The 24,036-nt window shown below is 65.7% G+C and carries 21 protein-coding genes; 12 read left to right on the top strand and 9 right to left on the bottom strand.

From position 1 onward, the window contains the following. Positions 1-5 precede the first annotated feature (5 nt). Positions 6-2,375, top strand: coding sequence for a lysylphosphatidylglycerol synthase transmembrane domain-containing protein (locus AB0P23_RS05790; protein WP_032373487.1), 2,370 nt, complete (start codon positions 6-8; stop codon positions 2,373-2,375). Positions 2,376-2,430: 55 nt separating this feature from the next. Next, a complete protein-coding gene (locus AB0P23_RS05785) occupies positions 2,431-4,251 on the top strand; it encodes a bifunctional diguanylate cyclase/phosphodiesterase (protein WP_230595188.1) in 1,821 nt (606 codons plus the stop codon). Here the strand turns inward: AB0P23_RS05785 and AB0P23_RS05780 are convergent. Then, positions 4,229-4,525, bottom strand: a complete 297-nt coding sequence (locus AB0P23_RS05780; RefSeq protein ID WP_027495153.1) for an antibiotic biosynthesis monooxygenase — start codon at positions 4,523-4,525, stop codon at positions 4,229-4,231. The two genes, AB0P23_RS05785 and AB0P23_RS05780, sit on opposite strands and share 23 nt — an antisense overlap. An 81-nt stretch (positions 4,526-4,606) precedes the next feature. On the opposite strand from AB0P23_RS05780, the gene AB0P23_RS05775 reads away from it, so the two are divergent. Then, positions 4,607-5,959 carry an 8-oxoguanine deaminase gene (locus tag AB0P23_RS05775; protein ID WP_363797012.1) on the top strand — a complete coding sequence of 451 codons (1,353 nt, stop codon included), beginning with the start codon at positions 4,607-4,609 and terminating at the stop codon, positions 5,957-5,959. Positions 5,960-5,981: 22 nt separating this feature from the next. On the opposite strand, the gene AB0P23_RS05770 is transcribed toward AB0P23_RS05775, so the two are convergent. The 4 genes from AB0P23_RS05770 to AB0P23_RS05755 are packed head-to-tail and all read right to left on the bottom strand — an operon-like array spanning position 5,982 to position 8,611. Then, the gene (locus AB0P23_RS05770) at positions 5,982-6,800 is read right to left on the bottom strand and encodes a fused MFS/spermidine synthase (RefSeq protein ID WP_222097399.1); all 819 of its coding nucleotides are present in this window, start codon (positions 6,798-6,800) and stop codon (positions 5,982-5,984) included. Next, positions 6,793-7,233 (bottom strand): cupin domain-containing protein, encoded by a 441-nt coding sequence (locus AB0P23_RS05765; RefSeq protein WP_222097400.1) that lies wholly within the window; start codon positions 7,231-7,233, stop codon positions 6,793-6,795. Before AB0P23_RS05765 ends, AB0P23_RS05770 begins: the two co-directional genes overlap by 8 nt. 14 nt (positions 7,234-7,247) lie before the next feature. Further along, entirely contained in the window at positions 7,248-7,913 is a 666-nt protein-coding gene (locus AB0P23_RS05760) for an SDR family NAD(P)-dependent oxidoreductase (protein ID WP_363797009.1), read from the bottom strand. Continuing rightward, positions 7,910-8,611, bottom strand: coding sequence for a TetR/AcrR family transcriptional regulator (locus tag AB0P23_RS05755; RefSeq protein ID WP_363797007.1), 702 nt, complete (start codon positions 8,609-8,611; stop codon positions 7,910-7,912). Before AB0P23_RS05755 ends, AB0P23_RS05760 begins: the two co-directional genes overlap by 4 nt. A 187-nt stretch (positions 8,612-8,798) precedes the next feature. Here AB0P23_RS05755 and AB0P23_RS05750 point away from each other — a divergent pair, with 187 nt between their 5' ends. From AB0P23_RS05750 to atzF, 5 genes are read left to right on the top strand one after another with little or no spacing between them, the layout of a single operon-like run. Then, on the top strand, positions 8,799-10,346 hold the full coding sequence (locus AB0P23_RS05750; RefSeq protein ID WP_363797005.1) for an amino acid permease: 1,548 nt from the start codon (positions 8,799-8,801) through the stop codon (positions 10,344-10,346). 6 nt (positions 10,347-10,352) lie between these two features. Further along, positions 10,353-11,135: an urea amidolyase associated protein UAAP1 gene (locus AB0P23_RS05745; RefSeq protein ID WP_363797004.1), complete on the top strand. Its 783-nt coding sequence runs from the start codon at positions 10,353-10,355 to the stop codon at positions 11,133-11,135. Further along, complete coding sequence (locus AB0P23_RS05740; RefSeq protein WP_032373482.1) at positions 11,132-11,758, top strand: urea amidolyase associated protein UAAP2; 627 nt, start codon at positions 11,132-11,134, stop codon at positions 11,756-11,758. The genes AB0P23_RS05745 and AB0P23_RS05740 overlap by 4 nt, the downstream gene beginning before the upstream one ends. Further along, on the top strand, positions 11,755-13,779 hold the full coding sequence (locus tag AB0P23_RS05735; protein ID WP_363797001.1) for a 5-oxoprolinase/urea amidolyase family protein: 2,025 nt from the start codon (positions 11,755-11,757) through the stop codon (positions 13,777-13,779). The genes AB0P23_RS05740 and AB0P23_RS05735 overlap by 4 nt, the downstream gene beginning before the upstream one ends. Further along, positions 13,769-15,502, top strand: coding sequence for an allophanate hydrolase (gene atzF / locus AB0P23_RS05730; RefSeq protein WP_363797000.1), 1,734 nt, complete (start codon positions 13,769-13,771; stop codon positions 15,500-15,502). The genes AB0P23_RS05735 and atzF overlap by 11 nt, the downstream gene beginning before the upstream one ends. Here atzF and AB0P23_RS05725 read toward each other — a convergent pair. Together AB0P23_RS05725 and AB0P23_RS05720 are read right to left on the bottom strand one after the other, a co-directional pair. Next, positions 15,452-16,093 (bottom strand): LysE family translocator, encoded by a 642-nt coding sequence (locus tag AB0P23_RS05725; RefSeq protein WP_363796998.1) that lies wholly within the window; start codon positions 16,091-16,093, stop codon positions 15,452-15,454. The genes atzF and AB0P23_RS05725 overlap by 51 nt on opposite strands. A 61-nt stretch (positions 16,094-16,154) precedes the next feature. Then, on the bottom strand, positions 16,155-17,042 hold the full coding sequence (locus tag AB0P23_RS05720; protein ID WP_363796996.1) for an SGNH/GDSL hydrolase family protein: 888 nt from the start codon (positions 17,040-17,042) through the stop codon (positions 16,155-16,157). A gap of 252 nt (positions 17,043-17,294) precedes the next feature. Here AB0P23_RS05720 and AB0P23_RS05715 point away from each other — a divergent pair, with 252 nt between their 5' ends. After that, a complete protein-coding gene (locus AB0P23_RS05715) occupies positions 17,295-17,453 on the top strand; it encodes a hypothetical protein (protein WP_167328122.1) in 159 nt (52 codons plus the stop codon). Here AB0P23_RS05715 and AB0P23_RS05710 read toward each other — a convergent pair. After that, a complete protein-coding gene (locus AB0P23_RS05710) occupies positions 17,450-17,638 on the bottom strand; it encodes a hypothetical protein (RefSeq protein ID WP_230595184.1) in 189 nt (62 codons plus the stop codon). The genes AB0P23_RS05715 and AB0P23_RS05710 overlap by 4 nt on opposite strands. 291 nt (positions 17,639-17,929) lie before the next feature. Between AB0P23_RS05710 and AB0P23_RS05705 the strand changes: the two genes are divergently transcribed. Beyond that, on the top strand, positions 17,930-18,919 hold the full coding sequence (locus AB0P23_RS05705; protein ID WP_032373619.1) for an NAD(P)/FAD-dependent oxidoreductase: 990 nt from the start codon (positions 17,930-17,932) through the stop codon (positions 18,917-18,919). 9 nt (positions 18,920-18,928) lie between these two features. Here the strand turns inward: AB0P23_RS05705 and AB0P23_RS05700 are convergent, their stop codons facing one another. Next, on the bottom strand, positions 18,929-19,639 hold the full coding sequence (locus AB0P23_RS05700; protein ID WP_196249528.1) for a Clp protease N-terminal domain-containing protein: 711 nt from the start codon (positions 19,637-19,639) through the stop codon (positions 18,929-18,931). A 201-nt stretch (positions 19,640-19,840) separates the two neighbouring features. Here AB0P23_RS05700 and AB0P23_RS05695 point away from each other — a divergent pair, with 201 nt between their 5' ends. Both AB0P23_RS05695 and AB0P23_RS05690 read left to right on the top strand, forming a co-directional pair. Next, the gene (locus tag AB0P23_RS05695; protein WP_032373617.1) at positions 19,841-22,063 is read left to right on the top strand and encodes a bifunctional diguanylate cyclase/phosphodiesterase; all 2,223 of its coding nucleotides are present in this window, start codon (positions 19,841-19,843) and stop codon (positions 22,061-22,063) included. A 36-nt stretch (positions 22,064-22,099) separates the two neighbouring features. After that, complete coding sequence (locus tag AB0P23_RS05690) at positions 22,100-24,022, top strand: gamma-glutamyltransferase family protein (RefSeq protein ID WP_363797064.1); 1,923 nt, start codon at positions 22,100-22,102, stop codon at positions 24,020-24,022. Positions 24,023-24,036: the final 14 nt, after the last annotated feature.

The following is a 24,036-nucleotide window of genomic DNA, read 5'->3' as shown; positions in this document are numbered from 1 at the left end:
AGCCCATGCGCGTGGATGGGCGGGACGTTCCCGTAGCGGGAAACCTGCTGCAGCCGCTGGTGAGAAGAACCAGTGACATCATTCGGGTCGTTGCCGCCTCGGTGTTCTTGAGCTTGGTCATCGCCGGCTCGCTCATCACCCGAAATCAGTGGGATGCACTCGAACAATCGGTGTCCAACATCGTCGGCGTGCTCAGCCCCGATCAGTCCAACGCTGTCTACATCGTCTACGGCGTCGCGATCCTCGCCCTCCCGTTCGGGGTGTTGATCGGGCTGATCGCCGGACGCAAATGGAAACTGTTGGCCGGGTACGCGGCAGCAGCTCTGATCGCCGCGCTGGCTCTGTCCATCACCGGTACCGGAATCTCGACTCCGACGTGGGACCTGGACGTGCCCGAGCGACTCGACACGTTCCTGTCGCAATTCCTCGACGATTCACGTTGGATCGCCATGCTCGCCGCGGCGCTCACGGTGTCGGGCCCGGGCCTGCCCGCGCGGTGGCGTCGAGCATGGTGGGCACTGCTGCTCGCCTTCGTACCGATACACCTGGTCGTGTCCACGGTGGTCCCGGCCCGTTCGCTGCTCGGGCTGGCCGTCGGTTGGCTCGTCGGTGCGATCATCGTGCTGCTGGTCGGCACCCCGGCACTGGAGGTTCCACTCGACGCGGCCGTGCGCCTGTTCCGCAGCCGGGGCGTCGACGTCCGCAGCTTCACCGTCGTGCGCCCTGCGGGCCCGGGCCCGTTGGTGCTGAACGCACACACCCCGGACGCCGATGTGGTGGTCGAGCTCTACGGACAGAACCAACGCAGTGGCGGTGCGCTGCGCCAGTTCTGGCGATGGATCACCCGCCGCGGCAGCGAGACAGCGCCGTTGCACGCGTCCATGCGCCGCGCCGTCGAGCATCGCGCATTGATGGGCCTGGCCATCAAGAGTATGAACGCCGCAGGCAGCGACCCGTTGGCGGTAGCAGCACTCGACCGCGGCTGGACGTTGTACGCACACAGCCAGCCCATCGGCGACCCCATCGAAGCCGAGCTCGACGATGCCGCGCTCAGAGCTCTCTGGTCGGCTCTGAACACGTTGCACGAGAACCAGATCTCGCACGGTGACCTGCATCGGGGTGAACTGCGGCTCCACAACGGCGCGGCACTGTTCTGCGGGTTCGGGCACGCAGAACTCGGCGCGTCGGACGCCCAGATGCAATCCGACGTCGCACAGCTGTTACTCACCACCGCAGACCTTTTCGGCTCCCATCGCGCCGTGGCCACCGCCGTCGAGGTATTGGGAATCGACGTCGTGATCGCGGCGTCCGGTCGATTGACCAAGTCCGCCATCCCCCTTCGGGTGCGCCAGTCGGTTGCCGATGCCGGGAAGACGATGAAGTCCGTCCGGCTCGAAGTGCTCGATCAGACCGGCGCCGCGAGTATCGAGGCCGAGCAGGTCACTCGGTTCAGTCGCAACCAGATCATCTCGCTCGTGTTGCTGATCGGATTGGTCTACGTCGCCTACCCGTTCATCAGTGCAGTTCCCGCGTTCGTCGTCGAATTGGGCTCGGTCGACTGGTGGTGGGCACTTCTCGGTCTGGCCGTTTCCGCACTGACCTACATCGGTGCGGGTGCCGCATTGTGGGCCTGCGCATTCGGCAAGGTCAGCTTCCGGAATCTGACGATCATGCAGGTAGCGAACACTTTTGCCGCGACCACGACACCTGCGGGCGTCGGTGGCCTGGCCCTGAGCGTTCGCTTTCTGCAAAAGGGTGGATTGGGTACCGTCCGCGCGACGGCCGCTGTGGCACTGCAACAGTCGGTTCAGGTGATCACCCATGTCAGCCTGTTGATCTTCTTCAGCGTCGTCGCCGGAACGTCGTCGGGGCTGTCCAACATGGTGCCGGGCAACACCGTGCTGTACCTCATCGCCGGCGTCGCATTCGGAGTCGTCGGGACCTTCATGTTCGTGCCCAAGCTGCGACTGTGGCTGAAAGTGGCCGTCCGGCCCCAGGTTGCCGAAGTGCTCACCGAGCTCGGCGAACTCGCCCGCGACCCGAAACGGTTCTCGATCATCATATTGGGTTGCGCCGCAACCACTTTGGGTGCTGCGCTCGCCCTGTGGGCGAGTGTCGAGGCGTTCGGCGGCGGAACGACGTTCGTGACGGTGACAGTGGTGACGATGATCGGTGGCACATTGGCCTCGGCCGCCCCGACGCCGGGCGGTGTGGGGGCCGTGGAAGCAGCCCTCATCGGCGGGCTTGCCGCGTTCGGTCTCCCCGCCTCCATCGCAGTCCCGTCCGTGCTGCTCTATCGCGTACTGACCTGCTGGTTACCGGTGTTTCTCGGCTGGCCGACGTTGCGCTGGCTCACCAAGCACGACATGGTCTGAACGGCTGCATCCCCACTACGGCGCCCGTTGTGGGTGCTAGCGTTCACGCAGGTTAGTGGCTGGTTCTACGGAGGGCGTCACCATTTCCGAACCGGGAGACTTCGCACCCACCGCGGAGGAACGCTGGGTGCGGCTGTTCATCAGCGGAATGACGCTCACGTTCGGCCTCGCCGGGGCCCTGATGGTCCCCGCCGGTCAGTTCTCCGACCCCATGTCGATCGCCGTGCTCCTGGCGTCCGTCACCACGGTGCCGGTGGCGATTGCCTGGTACCTCCGGCCGTGGGCGTCCCCGAGGATGGCGATCGTCTACATCCTCTACGCCGACGTCGGCATCGTGACCGTTCTGTTCGCCTTCCAAACCCACTTCGACGCGATGCCGGGCTGCGCGATGTTCTCGATCGTCGCGGCGTTCATCGTCGTCGCGAGCTCGCACCGTGTCATGTTGATTCACTTGGCAATCGGCGCACTGACCCTCGCGGGCCTCGCTGCTCTGGCTGTCTCCGAGGGCGCCGATCCATGGTCCACCACTTCTCGAATGGTCACCATCGGATCCCTCTACGCCGCACCCTTCATGATCAAGTCGTACATCGGTCAGCTGCGAACGAGCGCGGCGAGGGCATTGCGAGATCCGTTGACCGGCCTGTGGAACCGACGTGGGCTGCTCGATACCGTCGACTCGTTGCGCCTGTCCCCAGCCGAGGATCGCGCACAGCAAGCGGTCGGAGTGACCGTCCTCGACATCGATCGGTTCAAGCACATCAACGACAGGTTCGGCCATCCCTCCGGTGACGCAGTGCTCGTCGAGGTCGCCCGTCGCCTGTCCTATGCGGTGGGGGACAAGTCCGCGGTCGCACGACTCGGCGGCGACGAGTTCGTGGTCGTCAGCGTCGGAACCAGAGAGTCCATTGCCGAATCGGACAACAGGATTCGCGCATCGCTGGAGGAATCGTTCGACGGCCCGCCGTTCACCACCAGTGTGGGCTCGGCCGTGGAGACGCCACCCGCCGACACCGGCCTACATGTACTGGTCCGACGGTTGATCGCTCTCGCCGACATCGAGATGTATCGCTTCAAAGCACGGACCTCGGGAAAGTTTCCGGAGACGGGACTGTCCGCAGCGGACGCCCGCGAACAGGCCAGGCAGAGAATCGATGCGCTCATCGCATCCGGCGGTCCCGACATCTTTTTTCAGCCCATCTGCGACACGGTCACCGGTTCGACCGTCGGCTACGAGGCACTGTCGCGGTTCCCGTTCGGCCACGGATCGCCCCTGTCGTGGTACCGCGACGCAGCCGAGGCCGGCGTCGGTCCACGGCTCGAACGCGCCGCACTGGAACGGGCACTAGCGGATGTTCACCTGCTGCCACCGGGGCCGTTCGTGTCGCTCAATGCGTCGGCCGACACCATCCGCACCACCGACCTACTCGACCGGTTGCGTCCGCATCTGGCAACCCGAACCTTCCACCTCGAGATCACCGAGCACGAACGCGTCGACGACTACCGTGCGGTGACCCGCGCCATCGAGGGTCTGCGCGACGCGGGGGTCCAAATCTCCATCGACGACGTCGGAGCCGGATTCGCCGGTATGCGCCACATCGTCGAGCTCAGGCCCGACACCCTCAAAATCGATTACGCACTCGTGCACGGAATCGATCGGGACTCGTTCCGTCGCGCCGCGGCCACGGCGATCATCGACTTCGCCCGACAGATCGGTGCCGGCGTGATCATGGAGGGTGTCGAGACCGACGCGGAATTGCGGGTGGCGGCCGATCTCGGTGCCGACATGGTGCAGGGGTTCCTCACCGGTCGACCACAACCGGCCACCGTGGCCGGTGGCCGGATCGACGAATCCGCTACACCGAGGAATCGACGGTGAATTTCGTCAACGACGGTGCTGCGGCGAGCAGCGGCGGCAATTCGACGATCTTGCCCGGTCCGGCGCGGAACTCGCGGTACTTCGCGTCGGCCTCCGCCGATTCCCACGTCTCGTGCGCGACGACGTGCGCTTCGTTCTCTTCGTCGACCCACACCTCGACGCCGAGGCACCCCTCGAACGCGCGGGTGTCCGCGAGAACGGTCCGCAGCAGCGCCCGTGCTTCGGCGAGGGATTCGGGCTTGAACGTCAGATCCAACTGTGCAATGAGAGCCATACCGTCACCCTAGACCCGCTCCGCTGCGCCGACGCTCCGGCGGGCTTACGATGTCGCAGCAACTCGAAAGGCCGACGACACATGACCACCGTGATCTCCAATGCGTATATCGCCCCCATTGTCGGCGACGAGATTCCCTCCGGCTATCTCGTGATCGAAGGAACGAAGATCACCGCCGTGGGATCCGGCTCGGCACCGGTCCTCGCCGGGGCAGAGAACATCGACGCGTCCGGCTGCCTCGTCACGCCTGGACTGGTGAATACCCATCACCACCTCTATCAGTGGGCCTCTCAAGGTCTCGCCAAGGACAACACGCTCTTCGAATGGCTTGTGGCGCTGTACAAGCCATGGTCGAAGATGGATGCCGAGGTCGTCGGTGGCGCAGCTGCTGCCGGCCTCGGCTGGCTGGCGAAATCGGGATGCACGACGAGCACCGATCATCACTACATCTTCCCCAAGGGCCGGGGCGACCTGTTCGCCGCCGAGATCGACGCGGCTCAGCGCATCGGCGTCCGATTTCAGCCGTGCCGCGGCTCGATGGACCGGGGTGTCTCCGACGGCGGTCTGCCGCCCGACGAGGTGGTCGAAACGCTCGACGACATCCTCACCGCTACCGCCGAGGCCATCGACACCTATCACGACGCCGCCTTCGGCTCTATGCTCCGCATCGCCGTCGCGCCGTGCTCCCCGTTCTCGATCAGCAAGCAACTGCTCGTCGAGTCCGTACAACTCGCCCGCGCAAAAGGTGTTCGGCTGCACACCCATCTGGCCGAGACTCTGGACGAGGAGGAGCATTGCCTCGCTCAGATGAACTGCACCCCGGTCGAATACATGGAGCAGGTCGGCTGGCTCGGTGACGACGTGTGGTTCGCCCATGCGGTACACCTGCACGACTCCGACATCGCGAAGATGGCGGCCACCGGCACCGGCATTGCGCACTGCCCGAGTTCCAATGCACGTCTGGGCGCAGGCATCGCGCGAATCTCGGACCTGCTCGCGGCCGGCGCACCCGTCGGCCTCGGTGTGGACGGTTCCGCTTCGGCCGAGATGGTGCCGCTTGCCGGCGAGGTCCGCCAGGCGATGTACATGCAGCGAGCCAAGTACGGTCCGACAGCACTGACCGCGCGTCAGGCACTCGAGATCGGAACCCTGGGCGGTGCAAAGGTACTGGGACGGCAGAGCGAGATCGGTTCGCTCGAGGTCGGCAAGCTGGCCGACATCGCCATCTGGCGCACCGATGGTTTCTACTCGGCCGTGGAGGACCCTGTGGTCGCGTTCGCCTACGGGCAGACGCCACCGCTTGCTCGCTTGATGGTGGGCGGTCGAACGATCGTCGAGAACGACGTCCTGATCAGCGCACCGCAGGACGAAATAGGCCGCGCCGGAGCCGATGCGCACCGTCGCCTGATGACACTCGCGCAGGACGTGCTGTGAGCGGGTCTTGGAACCCAGTACTTCAATCCCGCAACACCTTTGCATCACGCGCGAAAGTCGTGACCTCGTCGGTCAACCACACATGCGCCGGAACTGCTCCGCCGAGAAGCTCCCGCGCCAGAGCCGGGGAGTCTCCGATCGGGACGTCACTGCCGGCAATGATGATGTTGCCGTAGCGCCTGCCCTTGAGCATCGCAGGATCGGCGACGATAGCCGTGTGCGGAAAGATACTTCCGACGGTCGACGCCTCCTGCTTCGCGAGCGAGAGATCGCGTCGATCACCGCAGTTGACGACGTACATGCCGGCGGGCGAGAGAACGCGTCGAACATGCTCGGTGAACTCGGCGGTGAGCAGCGGGGTCGGAGTTGTGGCTCCGGCGAACACATCTCGCACGATGAGGTCTCGGCTGTTCTCGCTCAGCGTCTCGGTGACGGCCCGTGCCTCGCCGACGCGGATACGCAGCAGCGGTGCCCGCGGTAGGTCGAACCATTCACGAACCAGCTCCGAGAGCTTCCCGTCGAGCTCCACCACCACCTGACGTGCACCGGGGAACTCGGCGGTGAACGAGCGCGCCAGCGTGCACGCCCCGCCCCCGAGATGCAGCGCCCGCAGCGGGAAGGTCGAATCCCACTGCGCCCGAACCAGTCCCGAGATCCACCGCATGTACTCGAACTCGAGCACGGTCGGGTCGTTCATGTCGATGTGCGAGCTCGGGACGTCGTTGACGTTGACGACCCAGCCGTCGTCGGAGAACGTATCGCGCACCAGTTCGCAGGTGCCCGAGTCGATTTCGAAGAGGCCAGGCTTCAGCCCTCCGGCGGACTCACGCTTCCTACCCATGGGAGTCCTCGAGCCGGAAGTCCTCGAAATCGAATCCCGGGGTGACGATGCAACTGACCAAGCTCGGCTCGCCGCCCACCGGCCGCGCCCGCTGCCACACCGACGGTGGCACGATCTGCTGCGGAGACTCGGGTGCAACCAGCAGCGTGGTCACCTCGCCCGGCTGGGTTCCATCACTGCCCAGGTCGAGCTGCACCGGACTACCGCGGTGATACAGCCACATCTCGGTGCCACGGACGGTGTGCCACGCCGACTGTTGACCCGGCATGAGCAGGAACAGGATTGCCGTCCCTGCCGCGCGCGGGCCGGGATAACCGTCGGGCAGAGCTGCCTGTGGAATCGTGACCTCGCTGCGCCAGGTCTCCTTGAACCATCCACCCTCCGGGTGGGGTGCAAGGTCCAGGCTCTGAGCCCAGTCGGGCAACGATGTCATGCCGGCAAGCCTAGTCAGTCCGTGGCGACCTGAACCCGGAACCTGTCGCGCTCGGTGTGCAGGCTCCACAGCTGCTCGGCGAGAGCCTCCGGGCTCTTCTTCGGATCGGTGCCGTCGATGGCACCACCGATGATCAACTGCGACAACTGGATTCCCTCCGCGGCCAACTCCTCGTTGAGCAGCTGCGCATAGGCGGCCTGACCTGCGAACGCGATGGATGTGCCGGTGACGGTACGACCGGGCTTCACGGCGGAGCCGCCGTTGACGAACAGGATGGTGCCCTTGTTCTTGCCGAGGAAGCGCATTCCCGGCAGCACCTGATGAACGGCGGCGATGGGTCCGTAGATGGAGAACTCGACCGGTCCGACCATGTCGGCCGGGGTGGTCTCGAGCACGGGCCGCATGAAGTCCTTTTGCGGAAGCGGGCTGTACTGCAGCACCTCGATGGGGCCGAGTGTTTCGGTGACCTGCTCCAAGGCAGCGGCGATGGAGGCCGGGTCGCGCGCGTCGGCGACGAATCCCTTGGCGGATACGCCCTCGGCAGCGAGCTGATCAGCGAGTGCGTCGACACGGGACCGGTTGCGGGAGATAAGGCCGACCGAGAAGCCCTGCGCTCCGAACTTACGCGCCACTGCTGCTCCGAGACCTGCACCTGCTCCGACTATTGCTATCGATGTCATGTCGAATGCAAGGAGCGAGAATCCTCGACTATTCCGACGACCGTCTCGAGCAGGGCTTCCGCACTCTCGTGCAACGCGGTGACATCCGCGGTCCAGCCGAGCACCCGCAGGGCGGCCTCGGCAATCCCCGCCGCATCCACCGTCGGGTCGCGGCGTCCGTTCTCGCGATCCGCTCGCGCGTTGACCACGGTCTCCACCAGGCGAAACGGCAGGTCCTCGGTGCCCGGCCGACGCTCGGAACCGAGCTGAACCAGCGTGTCCGACGCGATGGCGGCATACAGGCTCATCAGTGTGTAGCGGTGGTCTCGAAAGGCCTCGAAACGCTCACTGCGCAACTCGGGCAGCAGATAGAGCGCACCCAGATTCCAGGTGGACGCAGCCAGCTGCCCGGCGTCGAAATAGGCGAGCGCATACATCTGGGTCGGGGCCTCGGCTCCGGAATCGCGGATTCGCTGCGCAACGGCCAACGGCGCGTCGACGGTGCCACTGAGAAGTGCGTCGAGGATGTCGTCCTTGGTGGCGAAGTGGTGATAGAGCGAGGCCTGACGCAGTCCGACGGCGTCGGCGATGACGCGGGTCGAGGTGTTGGTGAAACCGCGAGTGGTGAACAGCTCAGCCGAGGCGTCGAGTATTTCCTCGCGAGCGGTGTCCCCTGCCCGCTTCTTTGTGCTCAGCCGTGGTCTGCCTGCGCCGGTCATGACTGCATCTTGTCAGGTCCACGTGACGGTGAGATTTCTGTCATCTGATCGAAATAGACGAAACGAGCTTGTTTCACGACGGACACCGCCCGGGAACGGCGGTGCCGAAAACTATCAACTGACAGAAACCCGCCTCGGCGATGCAGCGGGCGGTCACTCACCACCCACCTCGCCCGTAGGAGTGAACATGAGCTCGACAACATTGCCGGCCCCCGGCGCGGGATCGGAACCGGTTCGTACGACGGACCATTCGGATCTTGCTGCCCTCGGGTACGACCAGCAGCTGCACCGTAGCCTCGGCAAGTACGCGTCGTTCGCCGCCGGCTTCTCGTTCGTCTCTATCCTCACCACCATCTTCCAGCTCTTCGGCCTCGGCTTCAGCTTCGGCGGCCCGGCCTTCTTCCTCACCTGGCCGCTGGTGTTCCTCGGCCAGTTCATGGTCGCCTTGAACTTCGCCGAACTCGCCGCGCGCTATCCCATCTCGGGGGCCATCTACCACTGGTCCCGGCGCATGGGCGGTGAACTGGTCGGGTGGTTCGCCGGGTGGTTCATGATCATCGCGCAGATCGTCACCGCCTCCGCCGCCGCAATCGCGTTGCAGGTGGTGCTGCCCAGCATCTGGGGCGGATTCCAGTTCATCGGTGAGGACACCGCGCTGACCTCGTCGAGCGGAGCAGCCAATGCCGTTGTGCTGGGATCGATTCTGCTGGTACTCACGACCACCATCAACTGCATCGGCGTGAACTGGATGTCGCGCATCAACAGCATCGGAGTCACCTGCGAGATCGTCGGTGTCATCGCCCTCGTGCTGGTCTTCTTCACTCACGCCGAGCGCGGCCCGCAGGTGGTGTTCGATACCGGCAGTGCCGGAGCAGATCCCGGCTACATCGGGGCCTGGATCGTCTCGGGTCTGATGGCCGCCTACGTCATGGTCGGCTTCGGCTCGGCGGGCGAACTTGCCGAGGAAACCCGCAATCCCCGACGCGTCGCACCGCGCACCATTCGCCTCGCCCTCTCGGCATCGGCACTCGGCGGTGGCCTGATGATCGTCGGCGCACTGATGGCGGCACCCAGCCTCACCGACGGTCAGCTTGCGACGCAGGGACTTCCGTACGTCATCGATTCGATTCTCACCTCGCCGTGGGGCAAGGTCCTGCTCGTCGACGTCGCCATCGCCGTGTTCATCTGCACCCTCGCCATCCAGACCGCAGCCTCCCGGTTGATGTTCTCCATGGCCCGTGACGGACGACTGCCGGCATCCGCTGCACTGGCCAAGGTCAACTCGCGCACCGGAACTCCCATCGCACCCTCGGTGCTGATCGGCCTCGCCTGCGTAGCCATCCTCGCCGTCAACGTCGGGAACTCCGCGATCTTCACGACCCTGTCGAGCGTCTGTATCGTGCTCATCTACCTCGCCTACATGATGGTGACCGTCCCGCTGCTGATCCAGCGACTCAAAGGCTGGCCGCACGGCGGAGTGCAGAAGGACGCCGACGGCGAGAAGCTCTTCACCCTCGGCCGCCTCGGCCTGCCGGTCAACATCGCCGCAGTTCTCTACGGCGGGCTCATGGTGGTCAACCTATCGTGGCCACGAGCCGAAATCTTCGACCCCACCGGCGAATTCCCTCTGCTGCGCTGGGCCGCACCCCTGACCGTCCTCGCAGTGATCGTCGTGGGCATCGCCTGCCTGCCCCGCGGCAAAGCCCACCCGAAGCCCGTCACGATCGGAGCCTGAACCACCATGAGCACAGCAACCACCCATTCGGCCAAGGAACACGCGCGGTCGCAGGCGACCCTCGCACCGGCCCCCACCGCACCGGAGGGCGTGTCGGAACTGACGTGGGCAGAATCGGTGCCCGGCGGCAGCTACACCACGAAGGTTCTGGCTCGCGGAACCCGCTTGCGCCTCGTCGACGTCGACGGCGCCGCCTGCGCCAACCTGCTGCTCTATCGCGTCGACGCACCGTGGGAGCGCCTCAACACCGCCGACACCGTCAAGGTTCCGTGGCAGGCGTACCTGAGCGCGGGCCACCCTCTGCTCTCGGATCAGGGCCGCGTGCTGGCGACGATCGTGGCCGACTCCTCCGGTCACCACGACGCGCTGTGCAGCACCACGTCCACGGCGACGAACATCGCCAAATACGGAGTGAGCGGACCGCATTCGTCCGCTCCGGCCGGACGCGAGCTGTTCACCCTTGCCGCGGCCAAGCACGGACTCGAGCCGCGTGACGTCGGACCATCGCTGTCGTTCTTCCACGGCGTCACCGTCGACGCGGACGGGAGCCTCGTCAGCACCGGCTCGGCCGGACCGGGCCGCTCGGTGGATCTGCTGATCCACCTGCCGGTGATCGTGTTGCTCGCCAACACCGCTCACCCACTGAACCCCAGTCCCGAGTACGACACGACGACACTCGACGTACTGGCCTGGCACGCACCGGAAGAGCTGCTCACACTCGACAACACCGAGCCGGAATACCAACGAGCAGTGCAGAACACCGAAAACGCATGGAAGGCAGCGCAATGACTACCAGCACAGTGAACACGGTGACAGTGAGAGACGAGATCGCTCCCGCGTTCGGCCCCTGGTCGGCAATCGTCGAGGCCGGCGACGTCCTGACCATCGTCGACCTCTACGGCAATCAGGCCGTGGACACCCTGCTGTACGCCGCACACGATCACTCACTGCGATACTCCGCGGCCGCGACCGTCACCGCGCAACAGAACCTGTTCCTGACCACCAGAACCGTTCTTCGCAGCGATGATTCGACACCTCTGATGACGATCATCGACGATGAGGTCGGCAACCACGACACCGTCGGCGGTGCGTGCTCCAAGGAATCGAACACCCTGCGCTACGGCCATCACACCCAACACCAGCACGCGTGCGTCGAGAATTTCCTCATCGAGGGTTCCAAGTGGGGACTCGGCAAGCGAGATCTGGCCCCCAACATCAACTTCTTCATGAACGTCCCCGTCGACGCCGACGGCACCCTCGGCATCGTCGACGGTCTGTCGGCCCCCGGCAAGACGCTCTCGCTGCGCGCAGAGATCGACACCCTGGTGTTGGTCTCGAACTGCCCGCAGATCAACAACCCCTGCAACGGGTTCGACCCAACCGCGGTGCAGATGATCGTGACGCGATCATGACCGCTGTGAACAGTAAGGCCGCCAAGATGACCGTGCAGCGGCCCGGCATGATCACGACGGTCCAGGACTGGCCGGGACGCGTCGGATATTGGAAGGTGGGCGTGCCGCCGTCGGGTCCGATGGACGATCTGTCGTTCCGGCTCGGCAACACCGCGCTCGGCAATCCCGAGGGTGCACCGGGACTCGAATCGACCATGGCCGGGCCGGCATTGACGTTCGACGCCGATACCTACGTCTGTGTGACCGGCGCCTCCGTTCCGGTGCGCATCGACGGCCGATCGGCCGCGCAGTGGAAACCGGTTCTGGTACCTGCCGGAGCAACATTGGACGTGGGTACCACCACCGGACACGGTCTGCGGGTGTATGTCCTGATCCAGGGCGGCCTCGACGTCGACGACTACCTCGGCAGCGCAGCGACATTCACGCTCGGCAAGTTCGGCGGACATCGCGGCGGCATCCTGGGCGAGGGAGACATCATCGGACTGGCCGGCCGCTCCGACAACTCCGCCGTCCTCGGACCGATCCCGATGGAACACCTGCCGGTGCTCACGTCCAACTGGGACATCGCCGTCACCGAAGGCCCACACGGAGCACCCGAGTTCTTCACCCGCGACGACATCGACACCCTGTACGCCACCCGTTACGAGGTGCATTTCAATTCCGATCGCACCGGAGTTCGGCTGATCGGACCCAAGCCGCAGTGGGCTCGCGCCGACGGCGGCGAGGCGGGGTTGCACCCGTCGAACATCCACGACAACGCCTACAGCGTCGGTGCCTTGGACTTCACCGGCGACACCCCGATCCTGCTCGGCCCCGACGGACCCAGTCTCGGCGGATTCGTCTGTCCTGTCACCGTTGTCGCGGCCGAACGCTGGAAGCTCGGCCAACTTCGTCCCGGCGACACCATCCGATTCGTGCCGGTCCGGGCTGCAGCCACCGCGCCGCTGGGATCGCTCGGCCTCGCACGGCGCGCATCACTGCCCGCAGTCTTCTCCGCCGGCGGCGACGGGGACGACGGCGTCATCGCTCGGCGCGACGCCGATACGTGCGTCACCTACCGGCGATCTGGTGACGACAACGTGCTCGTCGAATACGGCGACATGAAGCTCGACCTCACCCTGCGAGCACGGGTGCACGCGCTGCATCAGCGCGTCGAGGCCATCGCGCCCCGAGGCCTGCTGGATCTGACCCCCGGCATCCGCTCACTGCAGGTCAAGGTGAATCCCGATGTGCTGTCGATCGATTCGCTGATGGGACTGCTCGCCGAGGTGGAGGACGATCTGCCCGCAGCCTCGGAGCTCGTGGTCCCCAGCCGTCAGGTTCGGCTCCCGCTCTCGTGGGACGACCCGTCGACCAGGGAAGCGACCCAGCGATACATGCACGGTGTGCGCGCCGACGCCCCGTGGTGTCCCTGGAACATCGAGTTCATCCGGCGGATGAACGGACTCGGTTCCGTCGCAGAAGTTTTCGACACGGTCTTCGCTGCTGACTACATGGTGCTCGGACTCGGTGACGTCTACCTGGGTGCCCCGGTGGCGACTCCACTCGATCCTCGGCACCGTCTAGTGACGACGAAGTACAACCCGGCACGCACGTGGACGCCGGAGAATGCCGTCGGCATCGGCGGGGCATACCTCTGCATCTACGGCATGGAGGGTCCCGGCGGATACCAGTTCGTCGGCCGAACCACGCAGGTGTGGAACCACAGTGCCACGTACAGCGGAGGCCCGTTCGAGGAAGGAACCCCGTGGCTGTTGCGGTTCTTCGACCGAATCTCCTGGTACTCGGTCGAACCCGAGGAGCTGATGGACCTGCGCGCCGATCTCGCTGCAGGCCGAGGCGGTGGAGTCGAGATCACCGACGGTGAGTTCTCGCTCGCCGAGCACGAGAACTTCCTCGAGTCCAACGCCGAGTCCATCGCGGAGTTCCGCGCGACTCAGGCCGTGGCCTTCGGGGCCGAGCGGGACGCGTGGTCGGCAGCCGGAGAATTCGACAAGAGAGGCAAGATCGATGCTGCCTGAGGTACGAGAACGAGTTCTGCAGGCCTACAAGCGAATAGCGGAGGTCGACCGACCCGAGGTGTGGATCACCCTGCGCGACGAGGACGACGTACTGGCCGAGGCGGTGTCGCTGGACGAGGCGCTCGCGGCCGGTGCAGATCTGCCGCTCGCCGGCGTGCTGGTTGCCGTCAAGGACAATATTGACGTCGCCGGTCTGCCCACTACTGCGGCGTGCCCCGAATTCGCCTACACACCAGCAATCTCCGCCGTCGCCATCGAGCGATTGACGAGCCAGGGCGCTCTGATACTCGGCAAGACCAACCTGGACCAGTTCGCCACCGGACTGGTCGGCACCCGCAGCCCCTACGGAGCAGTGCGCTGCGCCTGGGACCCCACGCTGGTCTCGGGCGGGTCCAGTTCCGGCTCGGCAGTGGCGGTGGCACTGGGGATCGCGGACATCGGAATCGGCACCGACACAGCCGGATCCGGGCGAGTCCCCGCCGCGTTCCACGGACTCGTCGGCATCAAGGCGACACTGGGGATCGTGCCGAACACCGGCGTCGTTCCCGCCTGCGCCGACTACGACTGCGTCACCGTTCTGGCCCACGATCTCGACAGTGCCACGGCAGCAATCCAAGTCATGACCGGTCCGACCACCACCGATCCACGCAGCCGGGCCTGGCCCGCCGACGTACGACTGGCCGCGTCGCCGGAACCCCGGGTCGCCGTTCCGCGTGCCGCGGATCTGGTATCGCTGAGCCCGGCATACCGTCGGGCATTCGAGGAGACGGTCGCAGGCCTGGCCGACAAGGGCTTCACCCACATCGAGGTCGATATCTCGGGGCTGCTCGATGCGGCTACACTGCTGTACGACGGAGCCATTGTGGCGCAGCGCTATTCGGCCGTCGGACAATTTCTCGACACCGCTCCGGACGGTGCCGATCCCACGGTCGCTGCCATCGTCCGCTCTGCAGCCGGCCCGTCCGCGCACCGTTACGTGGACGATCTGGGCACACTCACCCAGGCCAAGACTGCTGCCCGTGAACTGCTGCGCGATGTCGACGGTCTGCTGCTGCCCACCACCACCGAGCACCCGAGTATCGCTGCAGTGCAGGCAGATCCGGTCGGCATCAACCGACGCCTCGGCACGTTCACCAACTTCTGCAACCTGCTCGACATGGCTGCGGTGGCCGTCCCCGGTGCCCCGACGCCCGAGGACAACCCGTTCGGAGTGATGTTCGTCGTGCCTGCGTTCGAGGATCAGATCGCCATCGACCTCGCTGCTCGGCTGAGCGAAGCGCCGTCACCCTCGTTGATCGACGACGGCATCGAGGTGCTGGCCGTAGGGGCACACCTACGCGGGTTCCCGGTGCACAGCCAGCTGACCGATCGGGGCGCACGGTTCAGCGGCGAGGTGACCACATCTGCGGACTACCGACTCGTGGATCTGCACACCACACCGCCCAAGCCCGGTCTGGTGCGGCGGGAAGGGCACGGCGCACCCATTGCCGGAGAGCTGTACCGGATGTCCGCTGCCGCGCTCGGCACCTTCCTCGCCGGGTTGCCCGCGCCGATGGGCCTCGGTCCGGTCGAGTTGTCGGACGGACGCTGGGTCACCGGGTTCTGCTGCGCCCACGATGCGGCCGAGAAGGGCACCGACATCACCGAATTCGGCGGTTGGCGCGTGTACAGCTCACGCGGGAACGGGCCTGCTGCCGTCGGTGGCGACACGGACCGCCAGTAGCCCGAGCACGGTGCCCATGAGGTAGCGCTGCATCTTCAGCCAGGTGGGCCGGACGGCGAGGAATCGGGCGATCGATCCGGCCAGAACCACGATCACCAGATTGATCACCACCGCTACGGCGATCTGTGCGCCGCCGAGTGTGAAGCCCTGCAGCAGAAGGCGGCCGGCCGCAGGATCGACGAATTGCGGAATCACGGAGATGTACATGATCGCGATCTTCGGGTTCAGCAGGTTGGTCACCAGACCCATCGTGAACAGTCGACGGTTCGAATCCTGTTGCAGCGCAGTCGCCTCGAAGGCGGAGGCCGTTCCGCGTAGCGCCTGCACGGCAAGCCAACCGAGGTAGACCGCGCCGGCGAGCTTGACCGCGATGTACAACGCGGGCACGGCCGTGAACACCGCTGCCAGGCCGAGATTGGTGGCCGTCAGATAGACCAGAAAGCCGACAGCCACACCTACGAGGGACACCATTCCCGCCCGCCTGCCTTGCGAAATGCTGCGCGAGACGAGGTAGATCATGTTGGGACCCGGTGTCAGAACCAACACGAGGGCGACGGCGAACACGCCGAATACTGCAGACCACGAGACCATACGGTCGACACTTCCCGATAGTCGAACGCCCGGGTAGAGCCAGTTACCTTCCCGTGGACACCTATTCGCTTCGCACGATCGAGGCGACCTCGTCACCGATTGCGGCCATGCCGGCTGCCGTCGGGTGCAGTGGCGCAGCGGGGTTCTCCGGGATGACGCCCTCGAAGTACCGCTGATCGACTGCCGCACAGACATCGTGGCCGACGCTGAGCGCCTCGGTGTCGACGAACTCGGCCCCGTGCTCCTCGGCCTGTGTCTTCAGCGCCTGGTTCATGGCGGTGATGCTGCTCTGGATGTAGTCGGCGTCCTCGGGGAGAACCGGCTGAGTGGGGAAGCAGCCACCGTCGGGGAGATACGTTCCGTATCCGACGACGAGGATCCGCGCGTCGGGCGCACGCTCGGCCACCGCGTCGAGCATCGCGCCCCAACCCGGAGCCTTGTCCGCGATGGCGGCGCCGACGGTGTCGACACCGCCGGCGGTGAGCCGGTCCTTGCAGACGTTGCCTGTCGAGGAATTCGCGAACGTCAGGCAACCCACCGCGGTCGAGACGAGCCCGATGTCGTTGCCACCGATCGTCACCGTGACCAGATCGGTCTCGGGCGTCACCGCGTCGAGTTGGACGGGCTGATCCCCGCTGGAGGTGCTCTGGGGCGTCGAGACGAGGTTCTCGGTCACGGCCCCGCCGCACGTGACATCGACGAACGACGCGACCTCGAGCTGAGCCGCGACGACGTGCGGGTAGTTCGAGTCGGACTGCTCACAACCCGGTACGCCCACCTGCTCCGGGATACGTGGCCCCGACGCCGCCGAATCACCCAGCGCCACATAGTTCAGTGAGGCCGAGGCCGGGGCGTCCGGGACGTCGGCGTCGGGTGCACTGGGCGAAGAACACGCCGCCAGCAGACTCACGGCAACAGCAATCCCGACGTAGATCCCAGGGTTCCTCACAGGCTCGACGCTACCGCGGCCGGTAACCTCGACCGGGTTGTCCCACGAGTACGTCTACACATCGAAGGAAAGGAACATCGCATGATCACCAACTTCATCAACGCGATCCTGGCCGGCTTCGGCTCCATTTCTGCTGGTAGCAGCGGCTTCGAGCTGGCACCGGGAACGCTGCCCTTCGGACTGTAGGACCGGCAGTTAGCCATCCGTGCGGTGCCGACGGTTCGTCCGGCACCGCACGGGTACACCGCACACATGACTGATCCGAAGCACGACGAGAACTCTGCCCCCGACGCCGACAAGGACGTGCAGTCCGACCCGGCTGCGGATGCAGACACCAACGACTGGTCCAGCGAGGGCGGGGCCATCGAAACTGGCCCAGCCACCGACGACGAGCGAACCGACGGCAGCTAGCCGAACAAGCGGCGAGGCGCTGACCGCACCGTCCGGACGTCACCGTCGGCCACGATGTGCTCCACCGCTTCTCCGCGCCCTCGCATCGACGGGTCGGCGGTGAAGTCCACTCGGGCGTCGCCGAGCCAGTCGATGCCTACGACGATCCCCACGGTTCCCTTGGGAATGCCGCTTCGCCAACGCACGCGTCCCAGATTTCTGACTGCGACGACCGTATCCCCAATTTCGAAATTCCCCATTGCGCCCCCAAATTCTTCCTGCCGATCAGTAGACCGCACCCGAACGGCCTGTTCAAGCGGTAGATCCGCGCTTACTGCCACCGATGGCTACCGGCGGTTCGGCCGACGCGGGGACAAACAGGGCAGCTACCTCGTTTTGTGTGCGCGAGTCGGAGCAGCGGTATTTTCGTCTTCGACAAGTTGCTGTTCTAGCAATATTTCTTGCCAACCATGCAGCCCTGTCCGCACAATGCAGATATGACTTCAGACAACGCACACCCAGCCCCCGTCGAGAATGTCCCCGTCGACGCGATCATCGTCGGCGGCGGAGTCGCGGGGCTCAGCGCCGCCGTGGCCCTCGGACGCTCCCGCCGATCCGTGGCGATCGTCGACGCCGGCGATCCGCGTAACGCTCCGGCCGCCCATTCCCACAACTACCTGACGCGCGACGGCGAATCTCCGCTCGAGCTCGTTCGCCTCGGCCGTATCGAGGCCGAGCACTACGGCGTCCGCATCGTCCACGGCAACGCGACCTCGGCTGCGCGGACCGACTCCGGGTTCGAGGTGTCCCTCGCCGCCGGGACCGTCGTTCGAGGCCGTCGCCTCCTGGTCACCACCGGTCTCACCGACATTCTTCCCAGCATCCCCGGGCTCGCCGAGCGCTGGGGCCGCGACGTACTGCACTGCCCGTACTGCCACGGATGGGAAGTCCGAGACCGGGCGATCGGCATCATCGGCAGCGTCATGTCCGGACATCAGGCTCAGATGTGGCGTCAACTGTCCGAGAACGTCACCGTATTCACCCACACCGCAACGGAATTGAGCCCCGAAGAGCTGGTGCGGATGCGCGCCCGCGGGATCGTCGTGGTCGAAGAAGAGATCACGCGAGTCGACGTCGAGAACGACGCCATCGTCGGCGTCACGTTGGCGAACGGCGTCGCCGTCGCGCTCGACGCCGTGGTCGTCGGCCCCAACTTCACTTCCCGCGCAGACGTTCTCGAGTCATTGGGACTCGAGACGACCGAGATGGTGATGAACGGTCACGTCTTGGGCACCTACATCGAGGCCGACCCGGTCGGCGCGACGTCCGTGCCGGGGGTGTGGGTGGCCGGCAACGTGGCGGCACCCATGGACACCGTCGTCGCGGCGTCGGCGGCAGGCGTGAAGGCCGGTGCCGCGATCAACGGTGACCTCATCGAGGAGGACGTACGGTTCGCCGTGGAACGGGCCGAAGCAATGGCCTCCTGACGTCGGACATCAGCTTCCCAGCGCGGTTGCCAATCCGCTCTCGATGGCGTCTTTGCGAACCCCGAGTTCGGCCAGGGTGGCATCCTCGTTCTCGAGCAGCGCCAACAGGATGTGCTCGGTGCCGATGTAGTTGTGCCCCAACCGAAGCGCTTCACGGAAGGTCAATTCCAGTGCCTTCTGGGCACCGGCGTCGAAGGGGATCAGCGCCGGCAGGGGATCGGCCGGTTCGGGCAGCGTCGCCGTCACCGCGGTACGGATCTGCCCATCGGTGAGCCCCTGCGCACCCAGTAGCTTCGCGGCGAAGCCCTCGGGCTCACCGAGCAGGCCGAGGATCAGATGGCCGGTGGTGATGTGATCGTTGCTCGTCGCCCGGGCCTCGTTCTGGGCCCCCACCACCACATTTCGTGCGCGTGGAGTGAAGCGCGAGAAGCCCTGACTGGCGTCGAGTTCGGCCGGGTCGTCGCCACCCTTGGCCACGAAGCGCTTCTGTACCGCCTGCTTGCTGACGCCCATGGACGCGCCGATGGCAGTCCAGGACGCACCGGACCGACGCGCTCGATCCACGAAGTGGCCGATCAGATGGTCGGCGATGTCGCCGAGCGCATCGGCGGCGATCACCGCGTCGGAGAGTTGATCGAGTGCGTCGGTGTGCACCTTCTCGATGGCGGCGATCAGGTCGTCGAGTCGGACTGGGTTGGTGATCTTCGTCGATTCGGTCATACGTCAACTCTAGGTTGACGCCAGTCCGTCGTCAACCCTCGGTTGACGACTCTGCGTCGAGGGTCGGTGGAGTCGAAGTTTGTTCGGGGTCAAATAGTGACCCTGATCACCGTTTTTGCTGGCAAAGACGTATATTCACCGATGAAGGCGTCAGCGGAGAAGGTGCGAGCGCCGCACAGCGAGGGGAAGTGGGGTCCTTCGATGAATGCGAAGGCCGCTGCGCCATTCGCCGTGCCATCGGTGCGGACCGCGTTCCTGGCTGCGGTGGCCGTCATCGCGGTGACGGTGTTCGTCCAGGGCAGTGCCGACGTGCGTGCCGGCGTTCTGGCCGTCGTCGCCGTGGGATCGGTCGTGGCGATCAGTGCGGCAATTCGTCGCTACCGCCCGACCGACGCCCGATGCTGGTGGGCTCTGTTCGGAGCCTCGGTGCTGTTCATGTTCGGAGTCTCGTTTCGCAGCGACCCGAACGCGCTGGATCGATCGTTCTCGCTGCTCCCGGATCTGTTCACTCTCACCGGGTACGCCCTGGTGGGATACGCCCTGTCTCGGTGGATCCGAGACCGCCGATCGATCGACGACATCACCCCACTAGTCGATGCAGGCCTGATTTTCCTCGGCACGCTGTTCCTGTCGTGGTTGCTGCTGATCTCTGCGGCCCTCGACCTGCCGCGTTCGTCCGTGTCGACGGTGGTGAACGGGATCTATCCGGCGATCGACGCGGCGCTGATCACGTTGACGACATATCTGCTCTTCTCCTCGAAACCCCGCTCCGCCGCGCTGTTCTGGGCGCTGCTCGCCCTGGTGGCGACGTTCGTCGGCGACGTGTCCTACGCCTTCGCGGCGACGACCGACGACGCTCCGTCCTCGGGGTTGCTCGACGGCATCTACCTGTTCGCGTACCTGTCGCTGGCGATGGCAGCGCTCGACCCGTCGATGCGCACGGTGTCGCACCGGCAGACCCCCGCACCCGCCCACAGCAGCCGTCGGGTGGTCTTCGTGGTGTTGATGTTGGTGGTCTGCGCGACCGTGCCGCTGCTCGGTTCGGCGGTCTCCACCGGCGACCTGATCGTCCGCTCGCTGTTGCTCGCCTCGATCCTGGTCGGTGCTTTCCTCCGCGGCGAACGCGCCCTGGCCCGAGTGCAGACCGGCGAAGAGCATGCCCGCTACCTCGCGGCACACGACCTGCTCACCGGACTGCCGAACCGCACGACGCTCGACGCGGAGTACGCCCGACACGAACGCGCTCAGCGACCCGGACGCACCTGCACTCTGTTCGTCGACCTCGACAACTTCAAGATGGTCAACGATTCGTACGGCCACCGCGTCGGAGACGAGTTGATCGTCGCCGCGGCACGTCGCATCCGCGCGGCCGTCGGTGCCGCCGACACCGTCGTTCGGTATGCCGGCGACGAGTTCGTGGTGCTCACCCGCCGCGACCGTTCCGGTTCGGAACTGTTGGCGCGCCGCATCATCGAGCGACTGAGCGAGCCGTTCCCGCTCAGTGCTGCCACCGCCTACGTCTCGGCCTCGGTGGGCATCGCCGACGCCGAACGACTGCACGACGCCATCCGCGAGGCCGACACCGCGATGTATCACGCGAAATCTCTCGGGGCGTCTCGCTACGCGTTCTTCGACGAGTCCTTGCGTGCGCGAGCAACATCGGCGATCGAGACCGCCACCGCACTTCGCGGCGCGATCCGGCGCGGAGAACTCGAGGTCTACTACCAACCGATCGTCGCGACGAAGTCCCGCAAGACCGTTGTCTACGAGGCGCTCGTGCGCTGGAACTGGCAGGGCCGAGTACGGACGCCGAACGAGTTCATCCCGATCGCCGAATCGACCAATCTCATCGAGGAGATCGGTGAGTGGGTACTGCGCACCGCGATCTCCGATCTGGTGACACTGCGCGCGAACGGGCAGGACGTCACCATGTCGGTCAACGTCTCGCCGATGCAGTTGCGCGACGACTCGCTGCCGGGCATCGTCCAACGGGTGCTCGATACCTTCGGCGTCGCCGGTGCGGACCTGGCGCTCGAGATCACCGAAAGTGTTCTGATCGACGACGTCGGCGCAGCGAAGACCGTGCTCGATCGGCTCGCCGCCATGGGCGTACTCATCGTCCTCGACGATTTCGGTATCGGCTACTCCTCGCTGAACCGGTTGCGCAAGATGCCGATTGCGCTGCTCAAGATCGACAAGTCCTTCGTCCACGAGATCGGCGTCTCCGATTCCGACGTCCAGCTGATTCGCGCCATCACCGCCATGGCGTCCGCGCTTTCCGTGACGACCGTCGCCGAGGGGGTCGAGACCGAGGAACAGGCCGCGATCATCGAGCAACTCGACTGCCGTTTCGCGCAGGGCTATCTGTACGGCAGGCCCGCCCCCATCGCGCATTGGCTTCTCGAATCCGCGCAGCAACGGTGACCACGGTGTTAGCGTCGAGCGGTGTCTGCAACCGGAATGCGCCCTGTTCGCTACACCGCCCTCGCCTGTGCTCTCCTGCTGGTGCCGCTCGTCGCGTGCAGCAGTAGCGACGACGCCGGTACCGACACCGCCGCGGCGGACAGTTGCGTACTCGGTGCCAGTGGCGGCACCCCGGTAGGAAAGACCCCGAGCACCGGCTCGGGTGACATCTCCACCAATCCGGAAGTGGCGACCGGATATCGGTCGAGCATGACTCCGGTGGAGACGCCGTCGTACTCGGTCTCCACCGCCAACCCGGTCTCCACGGAGGCCGCATGCGAGGTATTACGCGACGGCGGCACCGCGGCCGACGCCCTCATCGTGGCGCAGACCGTGCTCGGGCTCGTCGAACCCCAGTCGTCGGGAATCGGCGGCGGCGCTTTTCTGATGTACTACGACGCCGCGTCGGGCGAGGTGCAGAGCTACGACGGCCGCGAGACCGCGCCGATGAGTGCCACCGGCGACTACCTGCGGTACATCGACGACGTCAACCGCACTGTGCCGCAACCCGATGCGCGGTCCAGTGGCCGATCGATCGGCGTGCCGGGTGTTGTGCGCATGCTCGAGCAGGCGCACGAGGATCACGGTGACAAGCCGTGGGGGGATCTGTTCCGACCCGCGATCGAGCTCGCCGACAACGGAATCGAGATCAGCCCGCGCATGGCCTCGTCCATCGCGGACTCGGCACCGAAGCTCGCACTCGACCCGGCGTCGAAGGACTACTTCCTGCAGCCCGACGGAACCGGTAAGCCTGCCGGCACGGTGCTGAACAATCCGGCGATGTCGAAGACGTTGTCCGCCATCGCAACCGACGGTGCCGATGCCTTCTACACCGGCGACATTGCCCAGGCGATCGTCGACGCGACAGCAGATACCACCGCCGGCCGTACCCCGGGGCAGATCACGGTGGACGACCTCGCCGGCTACGAGCCGAAGACCCGTACCGCAGTGTGCACGCCGTACGGCGATCACGACATCTGCGGAATGCCGGGGCCGTCCTCCGGCGGCATCGCGGTGGCGTCGACGATGGGCATTCTGTCGAACTTCGATCTGGCGCAGTACGCCCCGACGGACATGGACGCCAACGGCGGCAAGCCGACCGCCGAGGCCGTGCACCTGATCTCCGAGGCCGAGCGACTGGCGTACGCCGATCGCGACAAGTACGTCGCCGATCCGGATTTCGTACCCCTACCCGGCGGCTCGCCCGACACCCTGCTCGCCCCCGAGTACCTCAGCAGCAGAGCAGGACTGATCGACGAAGGCAAGTCGATGGGTACCGCGAAACCGGGCGACTTCGGACCGGTGCAGTTCGCCTCGTCCACCGATCCCGAGCACGGCACCAGCCACATCTCCATCGTCGACGGCGAGGGCAACGCAGCCTCGATGACGACGACCGTCGAGTCGGCTTTCGGCTCGTTCCACATGGTCGACGGCTTCCTGCTCAACAATCAGCTCACCGACTTCTCCGCCACGCCGGTGGCCGAGGACGGAACTCCCATGGCCAACCGTGTCGAGCCAGGCAAGCGCCCGCGCAGTTCGATGGCCCCGACCCTGGTGTTCGACCGCGGCGACGACGGCACACGCGGAGATCTCGTTCTCGTCGCGGGCTCACCCGGCGGGTCGGTGATCATCCAGTTCGTCGTCAAAACACTCGTAGGACTGCTCGATTGGGGAATGGACCCGCAGCAGGCGGTGTCGATGGTCGACTTCGGAGCGGCCAACACCCCGTCCACCAACTACGGCGGCGAACATCCCAACGTGACTGGAGAGAACGATCCGGTCGTGAAGACGCTGCGCGAGAAGGGCCACCAGGTCTCGGTTGCCGACCAGTCGAGCGGGCTGAGCGCGCTGCAACGCACCGACGGTGGCTGGATCGGCGGAGCGGACCCACGCCGCGAAGGTGAGGTATTGGGTGGATAGGTGCGGGCGCGGGT

It is taken from the genome of Rhodococcus sp. NPDC077669, from assembly GCF_040686915.1.
GTDB classification, from domain to species: domain Bacteria; phylum Actinomycetota; class Actinomycetes; order Mycobacteriales; family Mycobacteriaceae; genus Rhodococcoides; species Rhodococcoides fascians.
Note: the sequence above shows the minus strand (reverse complement) of the source record. Positions and strands in the feature narration are given on the sequence as shown.